Annotated in this window: 21 protein-coding genes; 14 read left to right on the top strand and 7 right to left on the bottom strand. The window is 71.9% G+C overall.

Going from position 1 to position 24,893, the window contains the following annotated elements; translation table 11 throughout:
• Window positions 1-495: 495 nt before the first annotated feature.
• Window positions 496-1,257, top strand: coding sequence for a thioesterase II family protein (locus ACZ5XZ_RS27590; RefSeq protein ID WP_468982702.1), 762 nt, complete (start codon window positions 496-498; stop codon window positions 1,255-1,257).
• Window positions 1,258-1,281: 24 nt separating this feature from the next.
• Here ACZ5XZ_RS27590 and ACZ5XZ_RS27585 read toward each other — a convergent pair whose 3' ends face one another.
• The 5 genes from ACZ5XZ_RS27585 to ACZ5XZ_RS27565 form a co-directional block, all read right to left on the bottom strand.
• Entirely contained in the window at window positions 1,282-2,046 is a 765-nt protein-coding gene (locus ACZ5XZ_RS27585) for a GNAT family N-acetyltransferase (RefSeq protein WP_468982701.1), read from the bottom strand.
• Window positions 2,047-2,291: 245 nt separating this feature from the next.
• Window positions 2,292-2,930, bottom strand: coding sequence for a nucleotide exchange factor GrpE (gene grpE / locus ACZ5XZ_RS27580; RefSeq protein WP_468982699.1), 639 nt, complete (start codon window positions 2,928-2,930; stop codon window positions 2,292-2,294).
• Window positions 2,927-4,825, bottom strand: a complete 1,899-nt coding sequence (gene dnaK, locus ACZ5XZ_RS27575) for a molecular chaperone DnaK (protein ID WP_468982697.1) — start codon at window positions 4,823-4,825, stop codon at window positions 2,927-2,929. Before dnaK ends, grpE begins: the two co-directional genes overlap by 4 nt.
• A 173-nt stretch (window positions 4,826-4,998) precedes the next feature.
• Complete coding sequence (locus ACZ5XZ_RS27570; RefSeq protein ID WP_468982695.1) at window positions 4,999-6,063, bottom strand: type III polyketide synthase; 1,065 nt, start codon at window positions 6,061-6,063, stop codon at window positions 4,999-5,001.
• Between the two features lie 189 nt (window positions 6,064-6,252).
• Window positions 6,253-7,458 (bottom strand): cytochrome P450, encoded by a 1,206-nt coding sequence (locus ACZ5XZ_RS27565; RefSeq protein WP_468982693.1) that lies wholly within the window; start codon window positions 7,456-7,458, stop codon window positions 6,253-6,255.
• Window positions 7,459-7,843: 385 nt separating this feature from the next.
• Between ACZ5XZ_RS27565 and ACZ5XZ_RS27560 the strand changes: the two genes are divergently transcribed.
• From ACZ5XZ_RS27560 to ACZ5XZ_RS27540, 5 genes are all read left to right on the top strand, one after another.
• Window positions 7,844-8,653: an S-methyl-5'-thioadenosine phosphorylase gene (locus tag ACZ5XZ_RS27560; RefSeq protein WP_468982691.1), complete on the top strand. Its 810-nt coding sequence runs from the start codon at window positions 7,844-7,846 to the stop codon at window positions 8,651-8,653.
• Window positions 8,654-8,757: 104 nt separating this feature from the next.
• Window positions 8,758-10,005 carry a PP2C family protein-serine/threonine phosphatase gene (locus ACZ5XZ_RS27555; RefSeq protein WP_468982689.1) on the top strand — a complete coding sequence of 416 codons (1,248 nt, stop codon included), beginning with the start codon at window positions 8,758-8,760 and terminating at the stop codon, window positions 10,003-10,005.
• Window positions 10,006-10,068: 63 nt separating this feature from the next.
• Complete coding sequence (locus ACZ5XZ_RS27550; RefSeq protein ID WP_468982686.1) at window positions 10,069-11,037, top strand: quinone oxidoreductase family protein; 969 nt, start codon at window positions 10,069-10,071, stop codon at window positions 11,035-11,037.
• 103 nt (window positions 11,038-11,140) lie between these two features.
• Window positions 11,141-12,265 (top strand): oxidoreductase, encoded by a 1,125-nt coding sequence (locus ACZ5XZ_RS27545; protein WP_468982684.1) that lies wholly within the window; start codon window positions 11,141-11,143, stop codon window positions 12,263-12,265.
• Window positions 12,266-12,477: 212 nt separating this feature from the next.
• Window positions 12,478-13,080: a CGNR zinc finger domain-containing protein gene (locus ACZ5XZ_RS27540; RefSeq protein WP_468982682.1), complete on the top strand. Its 603-nt coding sequence runs from the start codon at window positions 12,478-12,480 to the stop codon at window positions 13,078-13,080.
• 17 nt (window positions 13,081-13,097) lie between these two features.
• Here the strand turns inward: ACZ5XZ_RS27540 and ACZ5XZ_RS27535 are convergent, their stop codons facing one another.
• Together ACZ5XZ_RS27535 and ACZ5XZ_RS27530 are read right to left on the bottom strand one after the other, a co-directional pair.
• The gene (locus ACZ5XZ_RS27535; protein ID WP_468982679.1) at window positions 13,098-13,631 is read right to left on the bottom strand and encodes a hypothetical protein; all 534 of its coding nucleotides are present in this window, start codon (window positions 13,629-13,631) and stop codon (window positions 13,098-13,100) included.
• Window positions 13,632-13,677: 46 nt separating this feature from the next.
• Window positions 13,678-14,490, bottom strand: a complete 813-nt coding sequence (locus tag ACZ5XZ_RS27530; protein WP_468982677.1) for a hypothetical protein — start codon at window positions 14,488-14,490, stop codon at window positions 13,678-13,680.
• A 718-nt stretch (window positions 14,491-15,208) separates the two neighbouring features.
• On the opposite strand from ACZ5XZ_RS27530, the gene ACZ5XZ_RS27525 reads away from it, so the two are divergent.
• The 8 genes from ACZ5XZ_RS27525 to ACZ5XZ_RS27490 all read left to right on the top strand — a co-directional run bounded on the left by ACZ5XZ_RS27525 (window position 15,209) and on the right by ACZ5XZ_RS27490 (window position 24,890).
• Window positions 15,209-15,340 carry a hypothetical protein gene (locus ACZ5XZ_RS27525; RefSeq protein WP_468982673.1) on the top strand — a complete coding sequence of 44 codons (132 nt, stop codon included), beginning with the start codon at window positions 15,209-15,211 and terminating at the stop codon, window positions 15,338-15,340.
• The gene (locus ACZ5XZ_RS27520; protein WP_468982672.1) at window positions 15,337-16,272 is read left to right on the top strand and encodes an ABC transporter ATP-binding protein; all 936 of its coding nucleotides are present in this window, start codon (window positions 15,337-15,339) and stop codon (window positions 16,270-16,272) included. Before ACZ5XZ_RS27525 ends, ACZ5XZ_RS27520 begins: the two co-directional genes overlap by 4 nt.
• Complete coding sequence (locus ACZ5XZ_RS27515; RefSeq protein WP_468982670.1) at window positions 16,232-17,095, top strand: ABC transporter permease; 864 nt, start codon at window positions 16,232-16,234, stop codon at window positions 17,093-17,095. The genes ACZ5XZ_RS27520 and ACZ5XZ_RS27515 overlap by 41 nt, the downstream gene beginning before the upstream one ends.
• 667 nt (window positions 17,096-17,762) lie before the next feature.
• Complete coding sequence (locus tag ACZ5XZ_RS27510) at window positions 17,763-19,241, top strand: sugar transferase (protein WP_468982669.1); 1,479 nt, start codon at window positions 17,763-17,765, stop codon at window positions 19,239-19,241.
• Window positions 19,242-19,314: 73 nt separating this feature from the next.
• On the top strand, window positions 19,315-20,631 hold the full coding sequence (locus tag ACZ5XZ_RS27505) for a nucleotide sugar dehydrogenase (protein ID WP_468982668.1): 1,317 nt from the start codon (window positions 19,315-19,317) through the stop codon (window positions 20,629-20,631).
• Window positions 20,621-21,901: a glycosyltransferase family 4 protein gene (locus ACZ5XZ_RS27500; RefSeq protein WP_468982666.1), complete on the top strand. Its 1,281-nt coding sequence runs from the start codon at window positions 20,621-20,623 to the stop codon at window positions 21,899-21,901. The genes ACZ5XZ_RS27505 and ACZ5XZ_RS27500 overlap by 11 nt, the downstream gene beginning before the upstream one ends.
• The gene (locus ACZ5XZ_RS27495; protein WP_468982665.1) at window positions 21,898-23,295 is read left to right on the top strand and encodes a Wzz/FepE/Etk N-terminal domain-containing protein; all 1,398 of its coding nucleotides are present in this window, start codon (window positions 21,898-21,900) and stop codon (window positions 23,293-23,295) included. Before ACZ5XZ_RS27500 ends, ACZ5XZ_RS27495 begins: the two co-directional genes overlap by 4 nt.
• Entirely contained in the window at window positions 23,292-24,890 is a 1,599-nt protein-coding gene (locus ACZ5XZ_RS27490; protein WP_468982662.1) for a Wzz/FepE/Etk N-terminal domain-containing protein, read from the top strand. The genes ACZ5XZ_RS27495 and ACZ5XZ_RS27490 overlap by 4 nt, the downstream gene beginning before the upstream one ends.
• The last annotated feature ends 3 nt before the right edge of the window (window positions 24,891-24,893 follow it).

Raw genomic sequence — 24,893 nt, 5'->3', positions numbered from 1 at the left:
GGCAGCCCCGAAGCTATCTTCGGCTCAGTAATGTCGTCAAGGTTATTCCGGCGTGATGCATTGTGAGTCGGAACGCAGCAGGTGGGAGCCGTGGTGAAGCCGCTCACCTGCCGAGAATTGCACTCCGGATGCATCTGCAGAAAATTTCACCTCGCGTCCGACGGGGTTTATCCACCGGGCGATGTGCAAAAAATTGCAGTCAAGCTTTCGGAAAGGGGCCCGCGGACACCCCGTACGATGCCGGATTCGGCGTGGGCGCCCGGCCGCGGAATGCGCGGTTCCGATAAACCCGCCGCGCCACTCATGCACGGAACGTACACTCCACGGCGCGGCCTTGTACGCCGCTCACCGCGGCCTTCCGGGATCTTCCCTCTAGGGTTTGATCCATCGGACACCCCCAGGCGCCCGGCGCACACGAAGTCCGCCGTGCGCCCTGTCGACACCTGACTGACCCGAGCGGTCCGAGCGAGCGAAGAAACAAAGGAGTTGCGGTCGATGAACACCACCGAGGACAACGGCCTGTGGGTGCGGCGCTTCCACCCGGCCCCGGGAGCCGGCACCCGCCTGGTCTGCCTCCCGCACGCCGGCGGCGCGGCCAGCTTCTACTTCCCGGTCTCGGCGGCCCTGGCCCCCCGGGTCGAGGTCCTGGCCGTCCAGTACCCCGGCCGCCAGGACCGCCGCAAGGAGCCGTGCATCGACTCCCTCCCCGAGCTGGCCCGTCAGGTCGTCCCCCGGCTGCTCCCGTGGACCGACCGCCCGCTGGCCCTGTTCGGGCACAGCATGGGCGCCTCGCTCGCCTTCGAGGTCGCCCGGCTGCTGGAGCACGAACACGGCGTCGCCCCGGTCGTGTTGTTCGCCTCCGCACGGCGGGCGCCGTCCGCGCACCGGGACGAGTTCGTGCACCGGAAGAGCGACGACCAGCTGATCCGCGATGTCGAGGAGCTCAGCGGCACCGACTCGCGGCTGCTGCAGGATCCCGAGATGCGCAGCATGGTCCTGCCGGCCCTCCGCGGCGACTACAAGGCCGCCGAGACCTACCGCTATGCGCCCGGCCCCGGCCTCAGCTGCCCGGTCACCGCCCTGATCGGTGACGCCGACCCCCGGGTGACGGTCGCGGAGGCCCGCGCATGGGCCACCCACACCACCGGGGAGTTCGACCTCAAGATCTACCGCGGCGGCCACTTCTACCTCAACGAGCACACCGACGTCGTCGTCCGCGAGATATCCCGCCAACTGCTGTCCGCCACGGGTGTGTAGAGCGCGCCCGCCCGCCCCGCAGCCTCAGCGCGCGCCGATGCGGGCGGCCACGCAGGGGTCCTCGTTGCGGTATCCGAGGCGGGTGTAGAGGCGTTCGGCCGGGGCGTTGTCGGCGAGCTGCCACAGGGTGCAGAACCCGTGCCGGCGTACGGCGAGCCGGGTCAGCCAGGCGGTCAGCGCGGCGCCGAGTCCCTGGCCGCGCAGCGCGGCGTCGGTCGCGACCGACGCCATCAGCGGGGCGCCGCTGTCCCGCAGACTGCTCAGGGCGCCGCAGGCCACCAGCCGTCCGTCGGCGTCGTCGCGGATGCCGGCCCACAGGCTGACCTCCGAGGAGCCGGGGCCGGTGGAGTGGGCCGGGCTGTGCTCGGTGAGGAAGGCGAAGAGCTCCTCGTGGTGGGTCTCGTCGAGCGCGGCCACCCGCTCCTCGCCCCGCTGGACCGGCGGCTCCTCAAGCGTCCAGCGGAAGACCCACTCGACGGCGTCGGCCACCGCCAGGTGGCGGCCGACCAGGGCGTCGGTCCCGCGCGGGCCGGTGAACTCCCGCACACCGCCGGCCAGCCCGTGTGCGGCGCGCAGGACGAGTCCGGCGGCGGCGTCCGGTGAGCCGACGCTCCATACGTGGCCGCGGGGGCCGTCGAGCCAGGCGGCGGCGCCGTCGCCGGACCAGCTGATCCGGTCGGCCGGGCGCTGCCGCGCGGCGCCGAAACGCAGCAGGGCGGAGCCGGCCTGGCGCTCCAGGCCCTGGTCGAACAGGTCGGCGGTCCGGGGGACGAGGGTCGTTGCCTGCATCGCTCTCTGGGAAGGACGTAGGGGACACGTACGGGAGCCGGCGGCCCCGCGCGCGAGGCGCGCCGGAGCCGTCGGTGTGCGGTAGGGGAGCCCGGCAGCGGCTGCGCGCGCGGCGGGCCCGGCCGACCGGGCCGACCACTCTCGCACACCGCCCCAGGTCCGGGGCAAATGCGCCGCTCGCGGGCCGGACGCTCACACAGCGGCGCGGGCGGTCCGGCCCGCTCCGCCGGCGGCCCCGGGGGATCTCAACGCGCCCTGGCGCACGGCGGGTTGCCGCCCCGCTGACCCGGCCCCGGTCTGCCGGACGCGCCCCGGTCCGGTGGTGCGGCGACGGTCACCTCGGCGGGGCGCAGCAGCTGCCCGCCGACCCGGTAGCCCTGCCGGACGACCACGGAGCAGGTGGGGCCCTTGACCCGGTCGGTGCGGGTACAGGTGATCGCCTCGTGGACGTGGGGGTCGAAGGGGGCGCCGGGCCGGGCGACGGGCTGCAGGCCCAGTGCCGCCAGCTCGGTCTCCAGGGCGTCGGCGACGCGCCGGAAGCCGCCGGTCACCTCGCCCCGCTCGGCGGCCTCGGCGAGCGCGTCGAGCACGGGCAGCAGCCGGCCCAGCACATTGGCCACGGCGATCTCGGCGACGGCCTGGCGGTCGCGGCGGACCCGCTTGCGGTAGTTGTCGTACTCGGCCTTGAGCCGTTGCAGGTCGGCCGTGCGCTCGCGCAGTTCGGCGCTCGCCGCGGCCTCGGACGTCTCCGGCGGCCCGGTGGCGGTCCGCTCCTTGCCGGTGGCGGTGCGCGAGGGGAGCACGGCGGGGCTGTCCTGCGGCCCGCGTCCGACGAGTGCCAGCCGCGGGCGGGCGGGGCCGCGGACGTGGGGCGGGCGGTTCATCGGGGGCCTCCCTCCTTCTTGTCGTCGTCGACGATCTCGGCGTCCACGACGTCGTCCTCGGCCCCGGCCTGCTGCCCGCCGCCGCCCTCGGTGCCGCCCCCGGTGCCGCCCGCGGCGGCCTGCGCGGCCTGGGTGTCGGCGTACATGGCCTGGCCGAGCTTCTGGGAGACGGCCGCGAGCTTCTCGGTGGCGGTGCGGATCTCCGCGGTGTTGTCGCCCTCGGCGGACTCGCTCTTGAGCTTCTCCTTCAGCTCGCCGACGGCCGCCTCGACCTCGGTCCTGATGTCGCCGGGGACCTTGTCCTCGTTGTCCTTGAGGAACTTCTCGGTCTGGTAGACCAGCTGCTCGGCCTGGTTGCGGGTCTCGGCGGCCTCCCGCCTGCGGCGGTCCTCCTCCGCGTACTGCTCGGCGTCGCGGACCATCCGGTCGATGTCGTCCTTCGGCAGCGAGGAGCCGCCGGTGACGGTCATCTTCTGCTCCTTGCCGGTGCCCAGGTCCTTCGCGGTGACGTGCATGATGCCGTTGGCGTCGATGTCGAAGGAGACCTCGATCTGCGGGACGCCGCGCGGGGCCGGCGGCAGACCGGTCAGCTGGAACATCCCGAGCTTCTTGTTGTAGACCGCGATCTCGCGCTCCCCTTGGAAGACCTGGATCTGCACGGAGGACTGGTTGTCCTCGGCGGTGGTGAAGATCTCCGAGCGCTTGGTCGGGATCGTGGTGTTCCGCTCGATGAGCTTGGTCATGATGCCGCCCTTGGTCTCGATACCGAGGGACAGCGGGGTGACGTCCAGCAGCAGGACGTCCTTGACCTCGCCCTTGAGGACACCGGCCTGCAGCGTGGCGCCGATGGCGACGACCTCGTCGGGGTTGACGCCCTTGTGGGGGTCCTTGCCGGTCAGCTCCTTGACCAGCTCGGTCACGGCCGGCATCCGGGTCGAGCCGCCGACCAGGATCACATGATGGACGTCGGAGACCTTGATCCCGGCATCGTTCACCGCGTTGTGGAACGGCGTCTTGCAGCGCTCCAGAAGGTCCGCGGTCAGCTGCTCGAACTGCGAGCGGGTGAGCTTCTCGTCCAGGTGCAGCGGGCCCTCGGCCGACGCGCTCAGGTACGGCAGGTTGATCGTCGTCTCGGTGGCGGCGGACAGCTCGATCTTGGCCTTCTCGGCCGCCTCCCGCAGCCGCTGGGTGGCCATCTTGTCCTGGGACAGATCGATGCCGTACGCGTTCTTGAACTGCTTGGTCAGGTGATCGACGATCCGCTGGTCCCAGTCGTCGCCCCCCAGATGCGTGTCACCGTTGGTGGCCTTGACCTCGACGACGCCCTCGCCGATCTCCAGCAGCGACACGTCGAAGGTGCCGCCACCGAGGTCGAAGACCAGGATCGTCTGGTCGTTCTCCTTGTCCAGGCCGTAGGCCAGGGCGGCGGCGGTGGGCTCGTTGACGATCCGCAGCACCCGCAGCCCGGCGATCTCGCCGGCTTCCTTGGTGGCGGTGCGCTGCGCGTCGTTGAAGTACGCCGGGACCGTGACGACGGCGTCCGTCACGTCCTCGCCCAGGTACTGCTCGGCGTCGCGTTTGAGCTTCTGCAGCACCCGCGCGGAGATCTCCTGGGCGGTGAAGCGCCGGCCGTCGATCTCGCCGCCCCCTTCGGGGAAGCGCCACTCGGCGTCGCCCATGTGGCGCTTGACCGACCGCGCGGTGCGCTCGATGTTGGTCACGGCCTGCCGCTTGGCGATCTCCCCCACGAGCACGTCGCCGCCCTTGGAGAACCCGACCACCGACGGGGTGGTGCGGGCCCCCTCGGCATTGGCGATGACCGTGGGCTCACCGCCCTCCAGCACACTGACCACCGAGTTCGTCGTCCCGAGGTCGATACCCACTGCACGTGTCATGGTCCTCTCCTTACCTGGTCGCAGGCCCTCTCACCTGCTGGTATGGAGAGAGCACCGCCTCCACCCTCTGGATAGATCGCGCCGTGCCGCGTGTCAAGATGCCCTGGTTTGTGACATCTGGACACGCGGCCGACGGCGGATTTCGCTGTGTGCGCGGTGATCGGCCGTGACGGTCACTCCGCCGCTTCCGGAGTCGAGGTCCAGGTGCCCAGCGACATCTCCGCGGTGATACCGGGCCCGAAGCCGGCCAGCAGACCGCGGTGGCCCTCACGGGAGGACTCCTCGTCGAACATCCGGCCCAGGGCGTCGAGGATCACCGCGCTGGCGATGTTGCCGTACTCGGTCAGCGTCGCCCGGCTGAAGCGGAACGCCTCCGGCGGCACCTCCAGGAAGCGGCTGAGGTCGTCCAGGATGCGCGGGCCGCCGGCGTGGACGAGGTAGAAGTCCAGGTTGCCCGCGTCCCACTGCTGCTCCTGCGCGACCGCGCGCAGGGCCGGGGCGAGCGGCTCCATGGTGCCCGGCACCCGCTTGTCCAGCAGGAAGTGGAATCCGGTGGACCGCACCGCGTAGGAGATCCAGTCCTCGGTGTGCGGGATGAGGTACGAGCCGTTGCGCTCCAGGTGGATGCCCTTGCCGCCCTTGCCGCGGACCACGGTGGCGGCCACCGCGTCACCGAAGAGACCGTTGGACAGCAGCGATCCCACGCCCAGGTCGGTGGGCTGGTAGCACAGCGAGCAGAACTCGCAGGCCACGATGAGCACGTTGGCGTCCGGGTACGCCGTGCAGAAGTCGTGCGCCCGGTTGATCGCCGCGCCGCCCGCCGCGCAGCCGAGCTGCGCGATCGGCATCTGGCGGGTCTCCGACCGGAAGCCCAGCGTGTTGATGAGCCAGGCGGTCAGCGCCGGCATCATGAAGCCGGTGCAGGAGACGTAGACGATCAGGTCGATCTGCCGTGCTTCCAGCTCGGCCTGGTCCAGTGCCTGGCGCACCACGGCGGGGACGCGGGCCTTGGACTCCTCCTCGTAGACCTCGCTGCGGGCGTCGAGGCCCGGGTGCTTGAGGACCTTGTCGATCGGCTGGATCAGATGCCGGGTGCGGACGCCGGTGTGCTCGATCAGTCGGAGCACCAGTTTCAGCTGCGTATGGTCCTTGTGCAGCCGCCGGGCCAGTTCGAGGGTGTCTTCCTGGGTGATGACGTATTCGGGGACGGCTATCGCTGGTTTGCACAGAACTGCCATGGGATTCCACTCCTTGCAGACCGTGGTCCGCCAGTGCACATCCCTGTGCTCAATTCGATTCGGCGGGCCTGCCTTCGAAGAAGGAACTCTCCCCGAGGGATGAACTCTCCTTGTCCAGATGGGCCAACTGGTCGAACCATAACGGTAAGCCAGGCGGGCAAAAACCGCATGCCCGCCTGTGGCACACCGTCACCAGGTGACCGGCAGCTCCACCGGATAGCGCCAGATCGAGGTCTTGTTCCAGGGCACTTCATCGGCCGGCTTGGCCAGCCGCAGCTCCGGAAAACGCTCCAGGAGGGCGCTGAGGGCGACTTCGAGCTCGGTGACGGCCAGCGGGGCACCCAGGCAGTGATGCCCGCCCCAGCCGAACGTCATATGGGACGGTCCCTGGCGTTCCAGATCCAGCTCGTCGGGCCGCTCGAATTTCGCGCCGTCCCGATTTGCCGTCAGATACGAAACGTGCACGATGTCCCCGGCCCGGATCGTCACCCCGCTCAATTCCACGTCCTCCAGGGCGACCCGGGGGATGCCGACGCCCTTGCGGAAGGGAATGAACCGCAGCATCTCCTCCATCGCCTGCGGGAGCGTCTCGGGGCGCGAGCGCACCCTCTGCAGCTCCGCGGGCCGGGTGAGCAGCGTGTAGGCGAGGTTGCCGATCTCGTAGGTGGTGGTGTCCTGGCCGGTGATGAGCAGCACCATGGCCATGACGGTCAGTTCCCGCTCGTCGAGGAGCTCGTCGCCGTCCCGCGCCGTGGCCAGCGCGCTGATCAGGTCGTCCCCCGGGTTCTGGCGCCGTTGTGCGGTCAGCGTCGCGAAGTACGCCCGCATCTCGGCCTTGGCCCGTACGGCGTTGTCCTTGTTGTCCAGGCCGATGTCCATCATCGTCCGGGCGTGGGCGCGCAGCTGGGCGCGGTCGGCCTCGGGGATGTCGAGGACCTCGCAGATCGTCGTCAGGGGCAGCGGGGAGGCCAGGGACTCCATCAGGTCGGCCGGCGACCCGTGCCGCTCCATCCCGTCCAGCAGCTCGTCCACGACCCGCTTCGTACGAGCCCGCATGCGCTCCACCTGGCGCGGGGCGAACGCCTTGGACACCAGGCTCCGCAGGCGGCTGCTGGCGGGCGGGTCCATCACGTTGATCGCCTCGTCCTGGACGATCGGCTCGGGCGTCATCCGGGGGAAGTCGTGGCCGATGATGGCGTGACGGCTGAAGCGCCGGTCGGTCGTCACGGTGCGGACGTCGTCATACCGCGTGACGAGCCAGGCCTCGCCCTCCCCGTACGGCAGCTTGATGCGTGCGACGGGTTCTTCGGTCAGCAGACGCTTGAGCGTCGGATCGAATTCAAGGGCCTCGGCATAGTCGAAGGGACAGTTCCAGACCTTGGAACCGGATTCCATGATGAACTCCCGACGTCAGAGGTTTTGACACCAGTTTTTTTCGACACCACTTGCGATCTCATTATCGTGAAGCGTGAGAGGCCGGGGCGGCCCGACGTCGGTTCCGCTGCGCCGAACGGGTGGTGGGCTCCTTTTCCCGCCGACACCGGATCCCGGCCGGAAACGAAACTCGCCGCACTCCTCTTTTTCCGCATTCTTTGCCGAGTTGCCGGCCGTGCTGATTTCTGCATGGCCCGCCGGCCGCTTACCGAGCGGAGTGCCGGCAGGCGCCGATCCGCTCCCGGCGCGCACGGACCCGATACCTGGAGCGAGGTTCCGACACGGCCTGACGGCGCGGGTGCTCCACTAATGTGGAGCGACTTCATGTCGCAGCGGGACAGGACACATGACCACCACCCCCACCGCCGAGTTCGCCGTCATCGGCGGCAGCGGCTTCTACGAGCTGCTCGCGGACGCCGAACGCGTCACCGTCGACACCCCCTACGGCGCGCCGTCCGACGCGATCACCCTGAGCCCGGCCGGCGGCCGCCGGGTCGCCTTCCTGCCCCGCCACGGACGCGGTCACGCCGTACCCCCGCACCGCATCAACTACCGCGCGAACCTGTGGGCGCTGCGCTCGCTGGGCGTCCGCCAGATCCTCGCCCCCTGCGCGGTCGGCTCGCTCCGTCCCGAACTGGGCCCCGGCTCCGTCGTCGTCCCCCACCAGCTGGTGGACCGCACGAGCGGGCGTGCGCAGACCTTCTACGAGCGGGGCGCGGTGCAAGTCTCGTTCGCCGACCCCTACTGCGCGCACGGCCGGCGGGCGGTGCTGGCGGCGGCCGCCGCGACCGGCACCGGGGCGACCGACGGCGGCACCATGGTCGTGGTCCAGGGGCCGCGGTTCTCCACCCGGGCCGAGTCGCAGTGGTACGCCGCCGCGGGCTGGTCGCTGGTCAACATGACCGGGCACCCCGAGGCCGTGCTCGCCCGTGAACTCGCGCTCTGCTACACCGCGGTGGCCCTGGTCACCGACCTCGACGCGGGCATCGACGCCCACCAGAGCGTCTCCCAGGAGGAGGTCTTCACCGTCTTCGCCCAGAACACCGAGCGCCTGCGCGGCCTCGTTCTCGAAGCCCTCGGCCGCCTTCCCCAGGAGCGCTCCTGCGCCTGCCCCGGCACGCTCACCGACATGACCCTCCCCTTCCCGCTGCCCTGACGGACACGCCGTATGACATGCCGCTGACGGCGTAATGGCCGGGCGGGGCCGTTCGGGCGCGCGAGGCTGTGGCCCTTGTGCACGGCCGTACCGGGAGTCCGTGAGTGAACAGATCGGGTGAGACGGTCTTCGAACGGATACACCGCGACCGCCGGCCGGACCGCCGCCGGCCGGACCGCCGCCGGCCGGACCGCCGCCGGCCGGCCGACGGCTGCGCGCCGATGGTGGAGAACAGCGGCTTCGAGGTGCCCCGCCCGCCCGCGTGGATGCGCTGGCTGCCGCTCGCCTACGTCGTGTTCGTCATGCTCCTCGAAACGGTGACCCCCACACCGTGGGCGGTGAGCTTCCTGCTGATCGCGCTGCCGGTGGTCGCCGCCTACACCCTCGGTCCCGTCGGCGTCGGCCTGGTCACGGTCTTCGCCGTCGTGCTGCTGGGCGTGGTGGCCGGCACGCCGTGCTGCACGGGCCACAACCTCCACCAGCTGTGGGAGAACCACCACGTCGCCGCGTATGTCGCCACCGGCCTGGTCGGCGCCCTCGGCATGGCGCTGGCCGCCCACCGCCAGCGCCAGGAGCGGTATCTGGTCCGCGCCAACTCGGTGGCCGAAGCCCTGATGCGGACCCTGCTGCGGCCGGTGCCGCACCAGGTGGGCAACGTCCTCGCGGCCGGTCTCTACCGGGCCGGCGAGGTCGGCACCATGGTCGGCGGCGACCTCTACGACATCCTCGCCACCGCGGCCGGTGAGCGCGCCATCATCGGGGACGTCCGCGGCAAGGGACTCAAGGCCGTACGCACCGTCGCCGACACCCTCGGCAGCTTCCGCGAAGCCGCCTACGACCAGGGGGACCTGCTGTCCGTAGCGGCCCGTCTGGAACGGTGCCTGGCCCGTGAGGCCCAGGAGATCCGCGACGACGAACTGTTCGTCACCGCCGCCCTGGTCGAGTACGACGCGCCCGCCGGCCTGGTGACGATCGTCAATCACGGGCACATCGAACCGGTCCTGATCTCCGGCGGCGAGGTGACGGCCCTCACCGGGCCGCCCGCCCTGCCGCTGGGACTGGCCACCCTCGTCGACGAGGCCCCCGTCGCCTACACCCACCCCTTCGCCCCCGGTGACGTCCTGCTGCTGTGCACCGACGGCCTGATCGAGGCCCGCGACCCCACCGGCGCCTTCTACCCCCTCCTCGACCGCCTCCGCCACGGCTTCGCCGACCGGCCCGCGCCCGGCCCGGGAGACGTGGTCGACTTCCTCAACACGGATCTGCCGCTGCACACCCGCGTGTTCCACGACGACGTCGCCATCCTGGCGTTCGCACCGCACGCCACCGGGAGCGACGGCCCAGCGCACTGATTTCGTAGGCCACGTAGTTTGGCGACGGAACGGCGATCAGTCCGACATCTGGGAGGGGCACTCATGCGCGCCATGCGGTTCGAGCGGTTCGGCGGTCCGGAGGTGCTGGCGGAGGCCGAGGTACCGGACCCGGTGGCGGGGCCGGGCGAGACACTGGTCGAAGTGGCCGCCGCGGGCGTCAACTTCGGGGACATCAAGCAGATCGCGGGCGAGCACACCGACGGTCCGTACGCGCTGAAGGGGCCGCTCCCGCGCATTCCCGGTCTGGAGGTCGTCGGCCGGACCCCGGACGGCCGGCGGGTGCTGGGCTATCTGCCGCAGGGGGGATACGCCGAAAAGGCGGTGGTCGCCGACCGTGACCTGGTCGAGGTGCCGGAGGGGGTGCCTGCGGGCGAGGCGCTGGCCCTGCTCGTGCAGGGGCTGACGGCATGGCACCTGCTGCGGTCGGCCGCCCGTATGACTCCCGGCGAGAGCGTGGTGGTCCATGCCGCCGCGGGCGGAACGGGCAGCCTCGCCGTCCAACTGGCCCGGGAGTTCGGGGCGGGGCGGATCATCGCCACGGCGTCGTCCGAGGACAAGCGCGCCTTCGCCCTGGAGCTCGGCGCGGACGTGGCGATCGACGGCGCGGCGGAGGGCTACCGCGAGCGGGTCCTCGACGCCAATCGCGGCCGCCCGGTCGACGTCGTCCTGGACGCCGTCGGCGGCCCGGTCCTCGACTCCGCCCTGGGCGCGCTCGGGTACCTCGGGCGGCTGGTCACCTACGGCGCCTCGTCGCGGCAGGCCGCCTCCGCCATCGCGCCGGGCCGCCTCGCGCTGGAGAGCCTCACCGTCGCAGGCTTCTGGCTCGTCCCGCTCCTCGCCCGCGACGGGGCCGGCGGCCCGGCACTTCAGGAACTGCTCGACCTCACGGCGCGGCGTCGGCTGCGGCCGCTGGTCGGCGCGGAGTACGACCTCGCGCGGGCCCGCGACGCGCAGGAGGACCTGCTCGCCCGCCGGACGAAGGGGAAGTTGGTCCTCCGTCCTCGAAGCTGAGTCGCGGCCGTGCTGGGGGTGAGGAACGGCACATGATCACGAAAGAGGTGTATCGCTTATGCTTCTGTCGAGACGATGAGTTGCCGCACCTGAGGAGCGCGCCATGGCGATGACGACGTACGAGGACTCGCGAGCCGCACGGCTGCTGGGACGACCGTTCACCATCGGGGGCCTCACCCTCCAAAACCGGATCGCCATGGCGCCCGTCACCCGGTGCTTCTCGCCGGGCGGGGTGCCCGGCGAGAACGTGGCGGCCTACTACGCGCGCCGGGCGGCCGGCGGGGCGGGGCTGGTCATCACCGAGGGCACCTTCATCGGCCGCGACGCCGCGGCCGCCTACCACGACGTACCGCACTTCTACGGCGAGGACGCGCTGGCGGGCTGGGCCCGGGTGGTCGACGAGGTCCACCGCGCGGGCGGCCGCATCATGCCGCAGCTGTGGCACACGGGGGTGTCGCGCGGCCCCGGGAGCCTGCCGGCCGGCGTCCCCGCCGAGGGCCCGTCCGCGGTGGGGCTCGACGGCCGCCCCCACGGCACCGCGATGACGCCGCAGGACATCGACGCGGTGATCCGGGCCTTCGCCGAGGCGGCCGCGGCCGCCGAGCGCATCGGCTTCGACGGCATCGAACTCCACGGCGCCCACGGCTACTTGATAGACAACTTCCTGTGGCCGCGCACCAACCGCCGTACCGACGGCTACGGCGGCGCCCCGGCCTCCCGTGCCCGCTTCGCCGCCGAGGTGGTCGCCGCGGTGCGCGCGGCCGTCTCGCCCGGCTTCCCGGTCGTCTTCCGGCTCTCCCAGTGGAAGACCGGCCACTATCAGGCCCGGATCGCCGAGAGCCCCGAAGAGCTGGAGCAGTTGGTCACCCCGCTCGCCGCGGCCGGGGTGGACGCCTTCCACGCCTCCACCCGCCGCTACTGGCTGCCCGAATTCGGCGGCAGCGAGCTGAACCTGGCGGGGTGGGTCAAGAAGCTGACCGGCCGGGCCGTGCTGACCGTGGGATCCGTCGGCCTCGACAAGGAGTTCTCCGACCCGCGGAGCCGGACCCAGCGATCCGGGGCCACCGGGATCGACCTCCTGCTGGACCGTCTGGAGCGCGACGAGTTCGACCTGGTCGCCGTCGCCCGCGCCCTCGTCGCCGACCCCGACTGGCCGGCCAAGGCCCTCGGCGGCCGGCTCGACCAGGCGATTCCGTACGACGCGGCCCTGCTCGACACGCTGTGGTGAGTCGCGCGGCGGCGGCCGGGGGCCGGTAGTCGGGGGCCGGTAGCCGGGGGAGGCGTCCGCGGTCACGGGCGGGCCGGTCCCGTCCGGGGCGGTGGCGTAATGGGTGATCTGCTTACGGCTATGTCCTCACCGGAGGAGCGCGTGGCGCCGCCCCTGTGAAAAGATGGACCGCCCGACCGCCCGACCGACGTCCAGCCAGGAGGTGTGACGCGATGACCTGGCCCGCAACCACCCGCTACCGCCTGGACCCCGCGCCCGGTGGGCTGGGCCTCGTCCAGGACCTGCTCAACACCGTCGCCGCGGGCGCCCCACGCAGGCCGGACTTCCTCGCCACCCCGGAGGACGCGCAGGCCTGGGCGGACCAGGCGATCGCCGAGTGGTCGGCGGTCACGGGGCAGCCCGTTCCCCATGTGGCGCTGGACGCCGACGGTCTCGACGGGCTCCGGGCCTTCCGGGACGACCTGCATGAACTGACCGCCACGGCGCAGGACACCGGAGCCGCGGCGGCCGCCGCCGTCGCACCCGTGCTGCACAGTGCCAGCGCCGCGCTCCAGATCGGGCAGGACGGACTCGTCCGCCTGGAGCCGCGCGGCAGCGGCTGGCGCCGGCTGGTCTCGCTGGTCCTCACCGCCGCCTTCGCGGCGCAGCAGGCCGACACCCGTCGCCGCCTCAAGACCTGCCGCAACCCCCGCTGCCGGGTGGCCTTCTACGACCGTTCCCGCAACAACAGCGGCGTCTGGCACGACGTCAGGATCTGCGGCAACGCCGCCAACCTGCGCGCCTACCGTGCCCGCCAAAAGGCCGAGAACGGCTGACGGCCGTGCGGGCGCAGTCAGTCCGTCTGATGTGCGTCCCGTGCCGCGTCCACGAAGCGCTCCAGGGCCGCCCAGAAGGGGCGGTAGGCGGCGTCGAACGCACCGCGGTGGTCGGCGTCACCGTCCAGTTCGGCCTTGACGGCCGCGTAGAAGGGGCCGGTCGCCTTCTGGAGGGCGAGCGCCGCGGCCGCGGCCGACGGCGGGCCCTCCAGTTCGACGACGCGTGCGCAGCGGCGGATCTTCGCGTACTCGGCGACCTCCCGGTCGTGCAGTTCGCCGAGCGTGGCCGTACGGGCATCCGAGCCGGGCAGCCGCAGCGCCGCGGAGATCTCCCAGTACAACTCGCCCATCCGGTGGGTCTGTTCGATCAGATCCAGATAGGCGGTGCGCCGGCTCTCCCGCAGTCGCTCGGCGCGCTGCGAGCCCGCGGCGATCTCGGCCTGGATCCTTGCGGCCTGCGTGCTGCCGCGGCTGGTGACCCAACTGGCGAGCACGGCCGTGCCACCGGTCACCGCCGCGATTGCCAGAGTCCACCATGTGCTGTCACCCACGTGGCGCCACAATACCGAGCCGCTCCGGTGTACCCGACGGGCCCCGCTACGACGGGAATTCGCCCGGCGGAACCGTGCTCGTGCTCGCATTGCCGCCGATCACCTTGTTCAGCGTGAACGTCAGCACGGTGTACTGCGTCCCACCGGCCACCCGGACGGTCCGGAAGTTCGCCTTGTCGTCGAACTTCTCGAAGCTGCACTCCCGGGTGAAGGAGCTCTTCGCGCCGTTCCAGTCCTCTCCCGTCGTGAAGTACACCGTGTACGCACCGCTGTCGACGCTGCGTATGGTGGTGTTCGAGCCGTGGCGCACATACACGGAGAACGCCGTCCGCCGGCCGCGGGTCAGCGTCACCACCGCATCCGTGCCGGTGCCGTTGTTGACCGTCAGTCGTCCCAGCCCGCCCCGGCTGCCGTCGCGAACGAAGGCGCCGTTGGCGAGCCTGCGGTGCTTGGCCTGCTCCGTGCGCGGCAGCCGCAGCGCGGCGTCATAGCCGAGCGCGCCGAGCGCGCGACCGGCCGCTTCGACGCTCTTGGGACTCTGGGCCGTTCCGAGTTCGACCCGCGGTGAGGTGGCGCAGCGGCCGCCCGCACCGCGGGCGCTCCTGAGGTCCTGCCCCAATGCCCTTAGGGCCGTGGCGAGTTGGCCGTTGCCGGGGCCGGCGTTGTCCGGTGTGCGGGTGGTCTGCAGCGCGTCCGCGGCGGCGTCGGCCTTGGTGGCGGCGGCACCCAGCGCCTTGTCCAGCGAGCCGCCCTCGTGGGCCCGGTCCACCGCGCGCAGCGCGCTGTCGAGCGGCGCGAGGGCGTGGGCGAGAGCGCGGCGATAGGTGTCGGGGGCGACGGAGGGCGTCGGGGGCGGCATCGACGACGTGGCGGTGCCCGGCGAGCTGCCGGGTCCGCCCGCCCTGTCCGCGCCACCGCCTTCCGACGCACAGGCCGCCAGCGCGCAGCAGAGCGCGAGAGCCGTCGCGCCGAGGCCGGCGGTCCGCCGCGCCCGCCGCCCTGGCCTCCGCTCTGCGCTCGCGGTGCGCGCCCCGACCCCGTACGCCGATGCCCCGTCCCCGTACGTCGACGTCCCGCCCGTCGGGCGCACAGACGTGTATCCCGGCATGAGCCCCCCGATTCCCCCGATACCTCAGGTACTCCCGCTACCTTCGGATTCCCCCGACTTCCGGCAATGGCCGGAACAACCAGACTTCTCCGCCTACAACATGACTGTCAAGGCCGGCGGTCGGGGCTGTGGACAACGTACGGCCGCCCGGAATATCCGCCTCCAACGCAAGCGCGTCGTCGACACCGGCTGAGGCCCGGGAGCCCGCCGTGACGCGTTCCTGCCGTCCGCACCCGCCGCGACGCCGTCCGACCGTCCGACGGCGTGGCCACGGCCACGGCGTCGGTGGCGGTGGGCAGGGTCCGGGCCATGTGAAGATCGCGCCGCTACCGGGGCCCGGCTCCACCGCCGCCCCCGGAAGCGGGGGTGAGCGGCTGGAACCCCTCGGCCGGGCCATGGGGCGTGCTGCTCGTCCGTGCTCCCGCGCGCTTCCTGGCCGCCGCCTCTCACCCGGAACTAAAATCGGGGCATGGCTGCAGGGGAGTGCCCCGACTCGCTCGCCGACGTCCTGGCCGATGGCCCGGCGGCCGGTGTCCGGCGGCCGATCCGGTGCCGGTTGCGGCCCGGCCACCTGCTGCGCGAGGAACTGGCGGGCACATGACCACCGACGACGGGCGCGGTCCGGGACCGGCCGCCGCAGCGGCGCCCGCCACCCCCACCCCCGACGCCGTCACCTGCCGCGCCCTCCACTACGCCTTCGGCGAGACCAGGGCCGTGGACGGGGTGGACCTCTGCGTACACGCCGGTGAGGTCTTCGGCCTGCTCGGGCCGAACGGCGCGGGCAAGACCACCACCATCCGCTGCATCACCACGCTCCTGCCCGTCCCGGCCGGCATGGTGCGGGTATTCGGTCACGACGCGGCGAGGGAGCGGATGGCGGTCCGCCGGCTGCTGGGCTACGTACCGCAGCAGCTCTCCGCCGACGCCGGACTGACCGGCCGCGAGAACGTCGCCCTGTTCGCCCGCGTCTTCGACGTCCCCCGCCGCGAACGTGCCGCACGCGTCACCCAGGCGCTCGCGGCGGTCGGCCTCACCGACGCCGCCGGCCGGCTCGCCAAGACCTACTCCGGCGGCATGATCCGCCGCCTCGAACTGGCCCAGGCGCTGGTCAGCGCGCCGCGTCTGCTGATGCTCGACGAGCCGACGGTCGGCCTCGACCCGGTCGCCCGTACCAGCGTCTGGGCGCACATCAACGCGGTACGCGCGGCCACCGGCATGACGGTGCTGGTGACCACGCACCACATGGACGAGGCCGACCAGTACTGCGACCGCGTGGCCCTGATGCACCACGGCCGCATCCGCGCCCTGGGCACACCGGACGCCCTCAAGTCCGCCCTGCGCGCCCGTCGCCGCACGGCGCGCGCCGCGCACACCTCCACCGCGCCCGGCCCTTCCCCCGCATCGCGCTCGTCGGACGCCGCGCCGACGCTGGAGGACGTCTTCCGGGACGTCGCCGGCACCGGCCTCGACGAGCAGTCAGGAGACTTCCGCGATGTCCGAAGCACCCGCCGCACGGCCAACCGAGTCGGCTGACACCGCCACCGGCGCCGACGGGCTGGATCTGCTGCTGGTCCCGCCGCGCTCCCGCACCGGCTGGCGGGTGCTGCCCGCCCGGGTCGTCGCGATGTGCGTGGTCGAGGTGCAGAAGCTGCGCCACGACCGCACCGAGCTGTACACCCGCGCCGTCCAGCCGGCCCTGTGGCTGCTGGTCTTCGGCGAGACCTTCACCCGCATCAACGCCATCCCCACCGGCGGCACCCCGTACATCGACTATCTGGCGCCCGGCATCATCGCGCAGTCGGCCATGTTCATCGCGATCTTCTACGGCATCATGATCATCTGGGAGCGGGACGCCGGCATCCTCACCAAGCTGCTGGTCACGCCCACCCCACGAGCCGCCCTGATCGCCGGCAAGGCCTTCGCCGCCGGGGTGAAGGCGCTGATCCAGGCCGTGGTGGTGATCGTCATCGCGGCGCTGCTCGGCGTGGCCATGACCGGTAACCCGCTGCGGCTGATCGGTGTGGCCGTCGCCGTGGTCCTCGGTTCGGCCTTCTTCTCCTGCCTGTCCATGACGATCGCCGGGATCGTGCTCACCCGCGACCGTCTGATGGGCATCGGCCAGGCCATCACCATGCCGCTCTTCTTCGCCTCCAACGCCCTCTATCCGGTGGCGGTCATGCCCGGCTGGCTTCAGACGGTCAGCAAGGTCAATCCCCTGAGCTACCAGATCGACGCCCTGCGCGGTCTGCTGCTCGGCACCCACGCCCATCTGGCCCTGGACTACGCCGTCCTCGTGGTGGCCGCGGCCCTCGGTATCGCCGCCGCGTCCTCCCTCCTGGGTCGCCTGGCCCGCTGACCGCGGCAGCCCGCCCCGACCGCCCGCACCACCGGCTGGTCTGCGGGCGCCGCTTCCACGGCAGCGCCCCGTTCTGGCCGACGACGCCACGGAGTTGCCGGTGCCGGCGGCCCGGTGAATTCCCGTCCTCACAGGTCACAAGGCACGTCTTCTTCGTCAAGACCCCCGTGGGAATCACCGGTCGAGGGAGCAATACCCAAAGCTTGAGCACAAGTTGAACACATCCCCTCTACATACTGGTCCCGATGGTCTAGATTGACCGTGCTTCGGCCGGTCGGTCACGTGGCGACCAAAATGATCTATAGGTCCGCCACTACGGACAGCCGGCAGTCGCGTCCCGGCGTCGGACGTGGGGGTGATCAATTCTTGGGGCCCGCGAGGGGGCCTCGGGTGCGGGGAGCGCCCGAGGTGTCGACGGGTTCCGGTGTACCTCGAAGGTCTGGCAGGACCTGCAAGTCCGCTGCCGCCAGGGTGGGTTGATTCACGTAGCGCGGCAACAGCACGGATGTCATGCGCGGGGGGCGGGGGCCTCCCGAGGGGAGGAACGGCGCGGCGCGGGGGGCGGGGGCCTCCCGAAGGGGTGGAACAGTGCGGGGGGCGGGGCCTCCCGGGGGGAGGAACCGTGTGGGGCGAACACGTCGAGCCCGCTGGCGACCTGAGGGGGTCGGTGCAGCAGGGGGAATTGGTCAGCCCGTTTCCCTCGGCGCGCGGGTGCCTGGAGAACGGGCCGATCAGCCCGCCCGCGATCGACTGGGAACAGCGATACCGCCGTACCGTGATCATCAGCGATACGGTGGCCACCGCCTTCGTGGTGGCGGCGATCGGGGGCTTCTTCGGGGTCCGGGACGCGGCCAACTGGCATGAGAAGTGGAGAATTCTCGCCTTCGGCACCGAACTGCTGGTGCTGGCGGCGCTCGCGGTGAGCCGGTCGTGGGCTCCGGCCGTGCTCGGCCAGGGCGCCGAGGAATTCCGCCGGCTGGGACGCTCACTGTTCACGGCGGCCGTCGTACTGGCGCTCGGCGGGATCGCCCTGACCTCGCGCAACATCAAGCTCTGGATCTTCGTCGCGCTCCCGGCGATCGCGCTCATCACCATGACCGAGCGGTATCTGCTGCGCCTGTGGCTGCACAAACAGCGGAAGGAAGGACGGTGCCTGCGCCCGGTGCTCGCTGCCGGGAGCCTGGCCACCGTGCGCGACCTGATCACCCGAACCCGCAAGTTCCCGCACCTCGGCTGGCGGGTGGAGGCGGTGTGCACGCCGGACGGTCTCGGGCTCGACGGTGACCGACTCGACGGAGTGCCGGTCGTCGGCCGACTCGCGGACGTCGCGGGCCACGTCCACCGCGACGGCTACCGGGTCGTCGCGGTCACACCGGACCCGCACTGGTCACCGGACCGGCTGCAACGACTGGCCTGGAACCTCGAAGGCGGCGACGCCGAGATGGTCGTGGCCCCCGTGCTGATGGAGGTGGCCGGCCCGCGGCTGCACGTCGACGCGGTGCTCGGGATACCGCTGCTGCGGGTCAGCATGCCGATCTTCACCGGCGGCCGCCGGGCGATCAAAGAGGTCGTCGACCGGATGGGCGCGGCCATCCTGCTGATGCTGTTCGCGCCGCTGATGGTGCTCGTCGGGCTGCTCGTGCTGGTGGACAGCCGGGGTGGGGCGTTCTACTGCCAGCGCAGGGTCGGCAAGGACGGCCGCGAGTTCACCATTGTCAAGTTCCGCACCATGGTCGCCGGGGCCGACGGGGCACGTGCCGAGCTGGCCGAGCGCAACGAGGGCGCCGGCCTGCTGTTCAAGCTCCGCCGGGATCCGCGGGTGACCCGGCTGGGAGCGGTGCTGCGCCGGTACTCGATCGACGAGCTCCCGCAGCTCTTCAACGTGCTCACCGGCTCGATGTCGCTCGTCGGCCCGCGGCCCCCGCTGCCGGAGGAGTCCGCCGCGTACGGCCCGGACATCCGGCGGCGGCTGCTCGTCAAGCCCGGGCTCACCGGCCTGTGGCAGATCAGCGGGCGCAGCGACCTGCCGTGGGAGGAGGCGGTCCGCCTCGACCTGCGGTACGTGGAGGACTGGTCGCTCGCCCTGGACACAGTGATCTTGTGGAAGACGCTGCGTGCGGTGCTCCACGGGCAGGGGGCCTACTGATGCGCGCGAACCGTCGTACGGCGGGCGCACGGACCGCAGGCCAAAAGGGCCTGCCTGGGGGGAGGGACGGGTCATGAGGATCAGCGTCTTAGGGCTTGGCTACGTGGGCTGTGTGTCGGCCGCGTGCCTGGCCAGCATGGGGCACGAGGTCATCGGGGTGGATGTGAACCAGGTGAAGGTCGACCTGGTCAACGACGGCAAGGCCCCGGTGGTCGAGGAGCGGATCGGCGAGCTCATCGCCGAGGTCGTGCGGACCGGAGCGTTGCGCGCCACCGGCGACGTCCGCGAGGCGGTCATGGGCAGTGAGGTGTCGCTGGTCTGCGTGGGCACGCCGTCGGAGCCCAACGGCAGCCTGTGCACCACGTACCTGGAGCGGGTCACCGAGCAGATCGGCGCCGCGGTGGCCGAGCGGGGCGGGCGGCACACCGTCGTGTTCCGCAGCACCATGCTCCCGGGCACCTGTCTGAACCTGCTGGTACCGATCCTGGAGAAGTGCGCCGGCGGTACGGCCGGGGTGGACTTCGGGGTCGCGGTCAACCCGGAGTTCCTGCGCGAGGGCACGAGCGTGCGGGACTTCTTCGACCCGCCCAAGACCGTCATCGGCGAGCTCGACCCGGCAAGCGGCGACGTGGTGGCGGCGCTGTACGACGGCCTGCCCGGCGAGGTGTTCCGGGTGCCGGTCCCGACGGCCGAGGCGATCAAGTACGCGGACAACGCGTTCCACGGCCTGAAGATCGGCTTCGCGAACGAGCTGGGCGCGGTGTGCCAGGCGCTCGGGGTGGACTCGCACCAGGTGATCGACGTGTTCCTGGCCGACCGCAAGCTGAACATCAGCCCCGCCTACCTGCGGCCCGGCTTCGCCTTCGGCGGCTCCTGCCTGCCCAAGGACCTGCGCAGCCTGGTCCATGCGGCCCAGCGGGCCGACGTCTCGGTGCCCATCCTGTCCCATGTGCTGCCCTCCAACTCCGACCATCTGCAGCGCGCGGTGGAGCTGGTCGAGCGCACCGGCAAGCGCCGGGTGGGCCTGTTCGGTCTCTCCTTCAAACCCGGCACCGACGACCTCCGCGAGAGCCCGCTCGTCGAGCTCGCGGAGAGGCTCTTCGGCAAGGGTTACGACCTGCGGATCCACGACGCCAACGTGAGCCTCTCCCGGCTGATGGGCGCGAACCGCGAGTACATCGAGACCCGGCTGCCGCACCTCGCGCAGCTGCTCGCGGAGTCCGTCGACGACGTGCTCGAGCATGCCGAGGTGTGCCTGGTCGGGACCAGGGATCCGGCCGTCCTGTCGGCGCTGCCCCACGGCGACGGCCCGGTGATTGTCGACCTCATCCACCTTCCCGACGCCGACGCGCGCCGGGCCGAACCTGGGTACGTGGGCCTTGCTTGGTGACACATCGTTTGGTGACACGGTCAGCGGCGACGGGCCGGCCCGTCGCGCGCTGATTCTGGTGGAGAACCTGTCGGTGCCGTTCGACCGACGGGTGTGGCAGGAGTGCACGACGCTGCGCGACGCGGGCTGGACGGTGCACGTCATCTGTCCGCGGGGGAGCAAGCGCGACACGGAGCCGGAGGCGGTGATCGACGGGGTGCGGATCCACCGCTACCCGTTGCGCGCGGCCACCGGAGGGCCGGCCGGCTACCTGCGGGAGTACGGATCGGCGTTGTGGCACACGGTCCGGCTGGCCCGCAAGGTCGGCCCGGTCGACGTGGTCCACGCCTGCAACCCGCCCGACCTGCTGTTCCTGCCGGCACTGTGGCTGAAGCGGCGCGGCGCGCGGTTCGTCTTCGACCAGCACGACCTGGTGCCGGAGCTGTACCTCTCCCGGTTCGACCGCGGCAAGGACCTGCTCTACCGCGCCGTGTGCGCGCTGGAACGGCGGACCTACCGGGCCGCGGACATCGTGCTCGCCACGAACGAGAGCTACCGGGACGTCGCGCTGCGCCGCGGCGGCCGGCGGCCGGAGGACGTCTTCGTGGTGCGCAGCGCCCCCGACATCGACCGGTTCCACCCGGTGCCGCCCGAGCCGGAGTTGAAGCGGGGCAAGCCTCATCTGCTGTGCTATCTCGGCGTGATGGGCCCGCAGGACGGCGTCGACTACGCCCTGCGGTCTCTCGCGAAGCTGCGCGACGAGCTCGGGCGGACCGACTGGCACGCGGTGTTCGTCGGCGCCGGCGACGCCTTCGACGACATGGTGAAGCTGTCCCGGCGGCTCGGGCTCTGCGAGCAGGTGCAGTTCACCGGGCGCGTTCCGGACGCCGACCTGGTGCGCTACCTGTCCACCGCGGACGTGTGCCTCTCGCCCGACCCGCGCAATCCGCTCAACGACGTGTCGACCATGAACAAGGTCCTGGAGTACATGGTGATGGGCCGGCCGATCGTCTCGTTCGACCTGCGGGAGGCGAGGGTCTCCGCCGGTGACGCCGCCCTCTACGCGCCCGCCAACGACGAGGCCGAATTCGCCGGTCTCATCGCGCAGTTACTGGACGATCCGGAGCAGCGGGCCCGGATGGGCAAGATCGGCCAGGAGCGGATCAGCGGGCCGCTCTCCTGGCGGAACTCGCAAGCGTCGCTGCTCGCCGCCTACGCCGCCGCCTGCCGTGACCGCGTCCCGGTGTCCGAGGGCACCCCGGTCCGGGCACAGAGGAGGCAGCGGCGTTGAGCGATGATGCGATACGCCTGGTCACGATCGGGCGGATCTTCCGTCGGCGCTGGCGGCTGCTCGCCGTCGTCGCCGTGGTGGGCGCGCTCGTCGGCTACGGCGCCTCTCTGCTGTTCCCACCGAGCTACACGACATCGACATCGGTACTGCTGGCGGGGCAGTGGGAGGAGCGCGAGCTGCTGACCCAGGCGGAGATCGCGGCCAGTTCGGCGGTGGTCGACCGCGCGGCCGCCACGCTCGGCTGGCCCGGCGTCAGCGGCAACGAGCTGCGGGAACGGGTGGCCGCCAAGGCCGCCGACGGGAACATCATCAAGATCTCGGGTACGGCCGACACCCCGGAGCGCGCGCAACGGCTCTCCGACCAGGTGGCCCAGGAGTTCGTCACCTTCGCCGCGCGGATCGCGGGCGACAACACCGACCCCGACGCGGCGGCGGAGCCCGAGGCACTGCGGCAGAAGGTGGCGCAGACCAACCGCCGCATCACCGACCTGGCCGATGCGGCCGATCCGGGGCAGACCGTGGAGAGCGTGCAGGTCCGCACCGAGCTCGAGAAGCTGCGCACCGCGCTGCAGGCGGCCATGAAGAAGCTGGACGAGGCCGACCCGGCGACCAACAAGGCCAACATGGTCGTCATGGGGCCGGCGGCCCGGCCGACCGGCGAGGCACCGCCGACGAGGGTGCAACTCATCGTCGCCGGGGCGCTGCTGTTCTTCCTGCTCGCGGTCATCGGCCATCTCACCGCCGCACGGATGAGCCGCCGACTGCGCACCGAACCGGAGATCGCCGCGGCGCTGGGCTCGGCGCTGCTGGGCACCGTCGACGTGCCGGGAGACCGGCCCGCGCAGCGGCCCCAAGGCCGTGGCCCGCGGGCCTGGATCCGCCGGCTGCTGGGCGTCGACACCCGGTGGGACGTGCCGACCCCGCGGATGTCCGGCGACGAGGCCAGCCGGCGGATCCGCTACCGGCGGGTGTGCGCCCGCCTCCGGGAGAACCTGCCGGCCCCCCGGCGGCTGCTGGTCGTCGTACCGGACGGCGACGAGATCGCCCGCCGGGCCGCCGGGCAGCTCGTCGCCGAGGCCGAGAGCGATCCTTCCCCGAGCTCGTCGAGCAGGGGATACCCCATGCTGCGCGTGGTGGAAGTCTCGGTGTCCCAGCCGATGGTGCCGGACCGCGACGTCGACTCCGGGGCCCTGGTCGTGCTCAGCGCGGGCAGCTGGACGGCAGGGGAGCTCGCCGGCATCGCCGAGGCGTGTGCGGACGGGGGGCACGAGGTCGTCGGCGTCGTCGTCGCCGGCACGGACCGGGCCCGTCCGACGCGGACTGCCGGCCATCCTCACCATGACGCCCCTCTGGCGCTCGCGGTGCGCGGCCACGCGACGGGAGGTTCGGTGTGACGACGAGCACGACTTCGGAGCCGTCGGCCGCCGCTCCGCTGCTGGACCTGCAGGCGCTGGTGGTGGCGGTGCGCAGGCGCCGTCGGCTGTGGTGCACCGTGGCGCTGCTGGGGCTGCTGATCGGCGCGGCGGTGGCGGTCGTGCTGCTGCCGCCGCCGACCGCGGCGACCAAGGTGCTGGTCGCGCACCAGGAGGACCAGCCGAACGACACCGGAACGCTGATCCGCACCGACGTCGAGCTGCTGGGGACCACGAGGATCGCCGAACGGGCCCTGCAGTCCCTCAAGTCCCCGGAGAAACCGGAAGACTTCCTGCGGGAATACCGGGGTACCGGCCTGACCAACAACCTGCTGCAGATCGATGTGACAGGTGGCAGCGAAACCGAAGCGGTGGCCCGGGCCAAGGCGCTGGCCGACGCGTTCGTCGCGGACCATGTGCAGCGGATGCGGGAAGCCGCGAAAGCCGAGGCCAAGGCCCTGCTCGACCAGCGTGACCGGATGCGGAACGAACTCGCCGAGGTCAACAAGGCGATCGGAGACCGATCGCCGGAGCGCGACCCGAAAGCGTCGGCGAGCATCGAGTCGCTCTTCGCCCGCCGGGCCGAGCTCAACGCGCGGATCGCCGACTTCGCCCAGCGCGCCGAGGAGGCGCGCATCGGCACGCCCCAGCTCATCGCCGGCACGCAGATCGTGGACGCCCCGCACCTGGTGCGGCACTCCCTGCCCAAGGCCGCTGTCACCAACGCCGGGATCGGGCTCCTCCTCGGGCTCGTCCTCGGGCTCGCGGTGGCCGCGGTCGGCGCGGTGGTGGCGGACCGCCCCGTGCTGCGCCGGGAGATCGCGGCGAACCTGGGCGCCTCGGTCATCGCGGAGCTGCGCGGTGCGCCCCGCCGGCCGGCCGGGCGGTGGCAGCGCCGGCGGAACCGCGCGGCACGCGAACGGCTCACCACGACCCTGGCCCGCACCGTGCGCGGCTCCACGGAACCGGTGTCGCTGCTGGAACTGGGCTGTGCGCGCAGCACGAGCGTGATCGCCCTGAACGTCGCCAGGGCACTGGCGACGGAGGGGCCAGTGGCCATCGTCGACGGTCTGCCCGGCCCGCTGCTCGCCAACAGCAGCCGGAAGCCGGGAGACCCGGACGTGGTCAGCGGCGAGCGTGCCGCGGCCGTGCCGCCTCAGGTGCGCCGGCTCGGCGTCGGCTCGGTCGCGCCCGGCACGGCGTGGACCGACCTGCGGTACCTCGGCAGCCAGACCGTGCTCGTCGTGCGTGCCGGGCACGGCAGCGCCACCTGGCTGCACACCGTGGCACGGCAGCTGGCGGACCAGCGCATTGTGGTGATCGGTGTGGTGCTGATCGACCCCGATCCACGTGACCGGACCGACGGCACGCTGTGGGACGGGCTGCACATCGCGCTGCGGGGTCACAGCGAGCGCCTTGCCCGGCAGAACGATGGGGGTACCTCCCACGCCGTCGAGGCAGTGGGGGAGGGCCAGCTGAGGACGGAGCGGCCGACATGGGCCAGTGGGGTCTCCCCTGCTCGAACAGGGTTGAGAGCTCGGGGACGAGTCCCGGACACCGACCAGGAGGCGCAGTAAGAC

The organism is Streptomyces sp. NPDC033270, from assembly GCF_055576575.1.
This window is presented reverse-complemented; position numbering and strand designations above follow the sequence as displayed.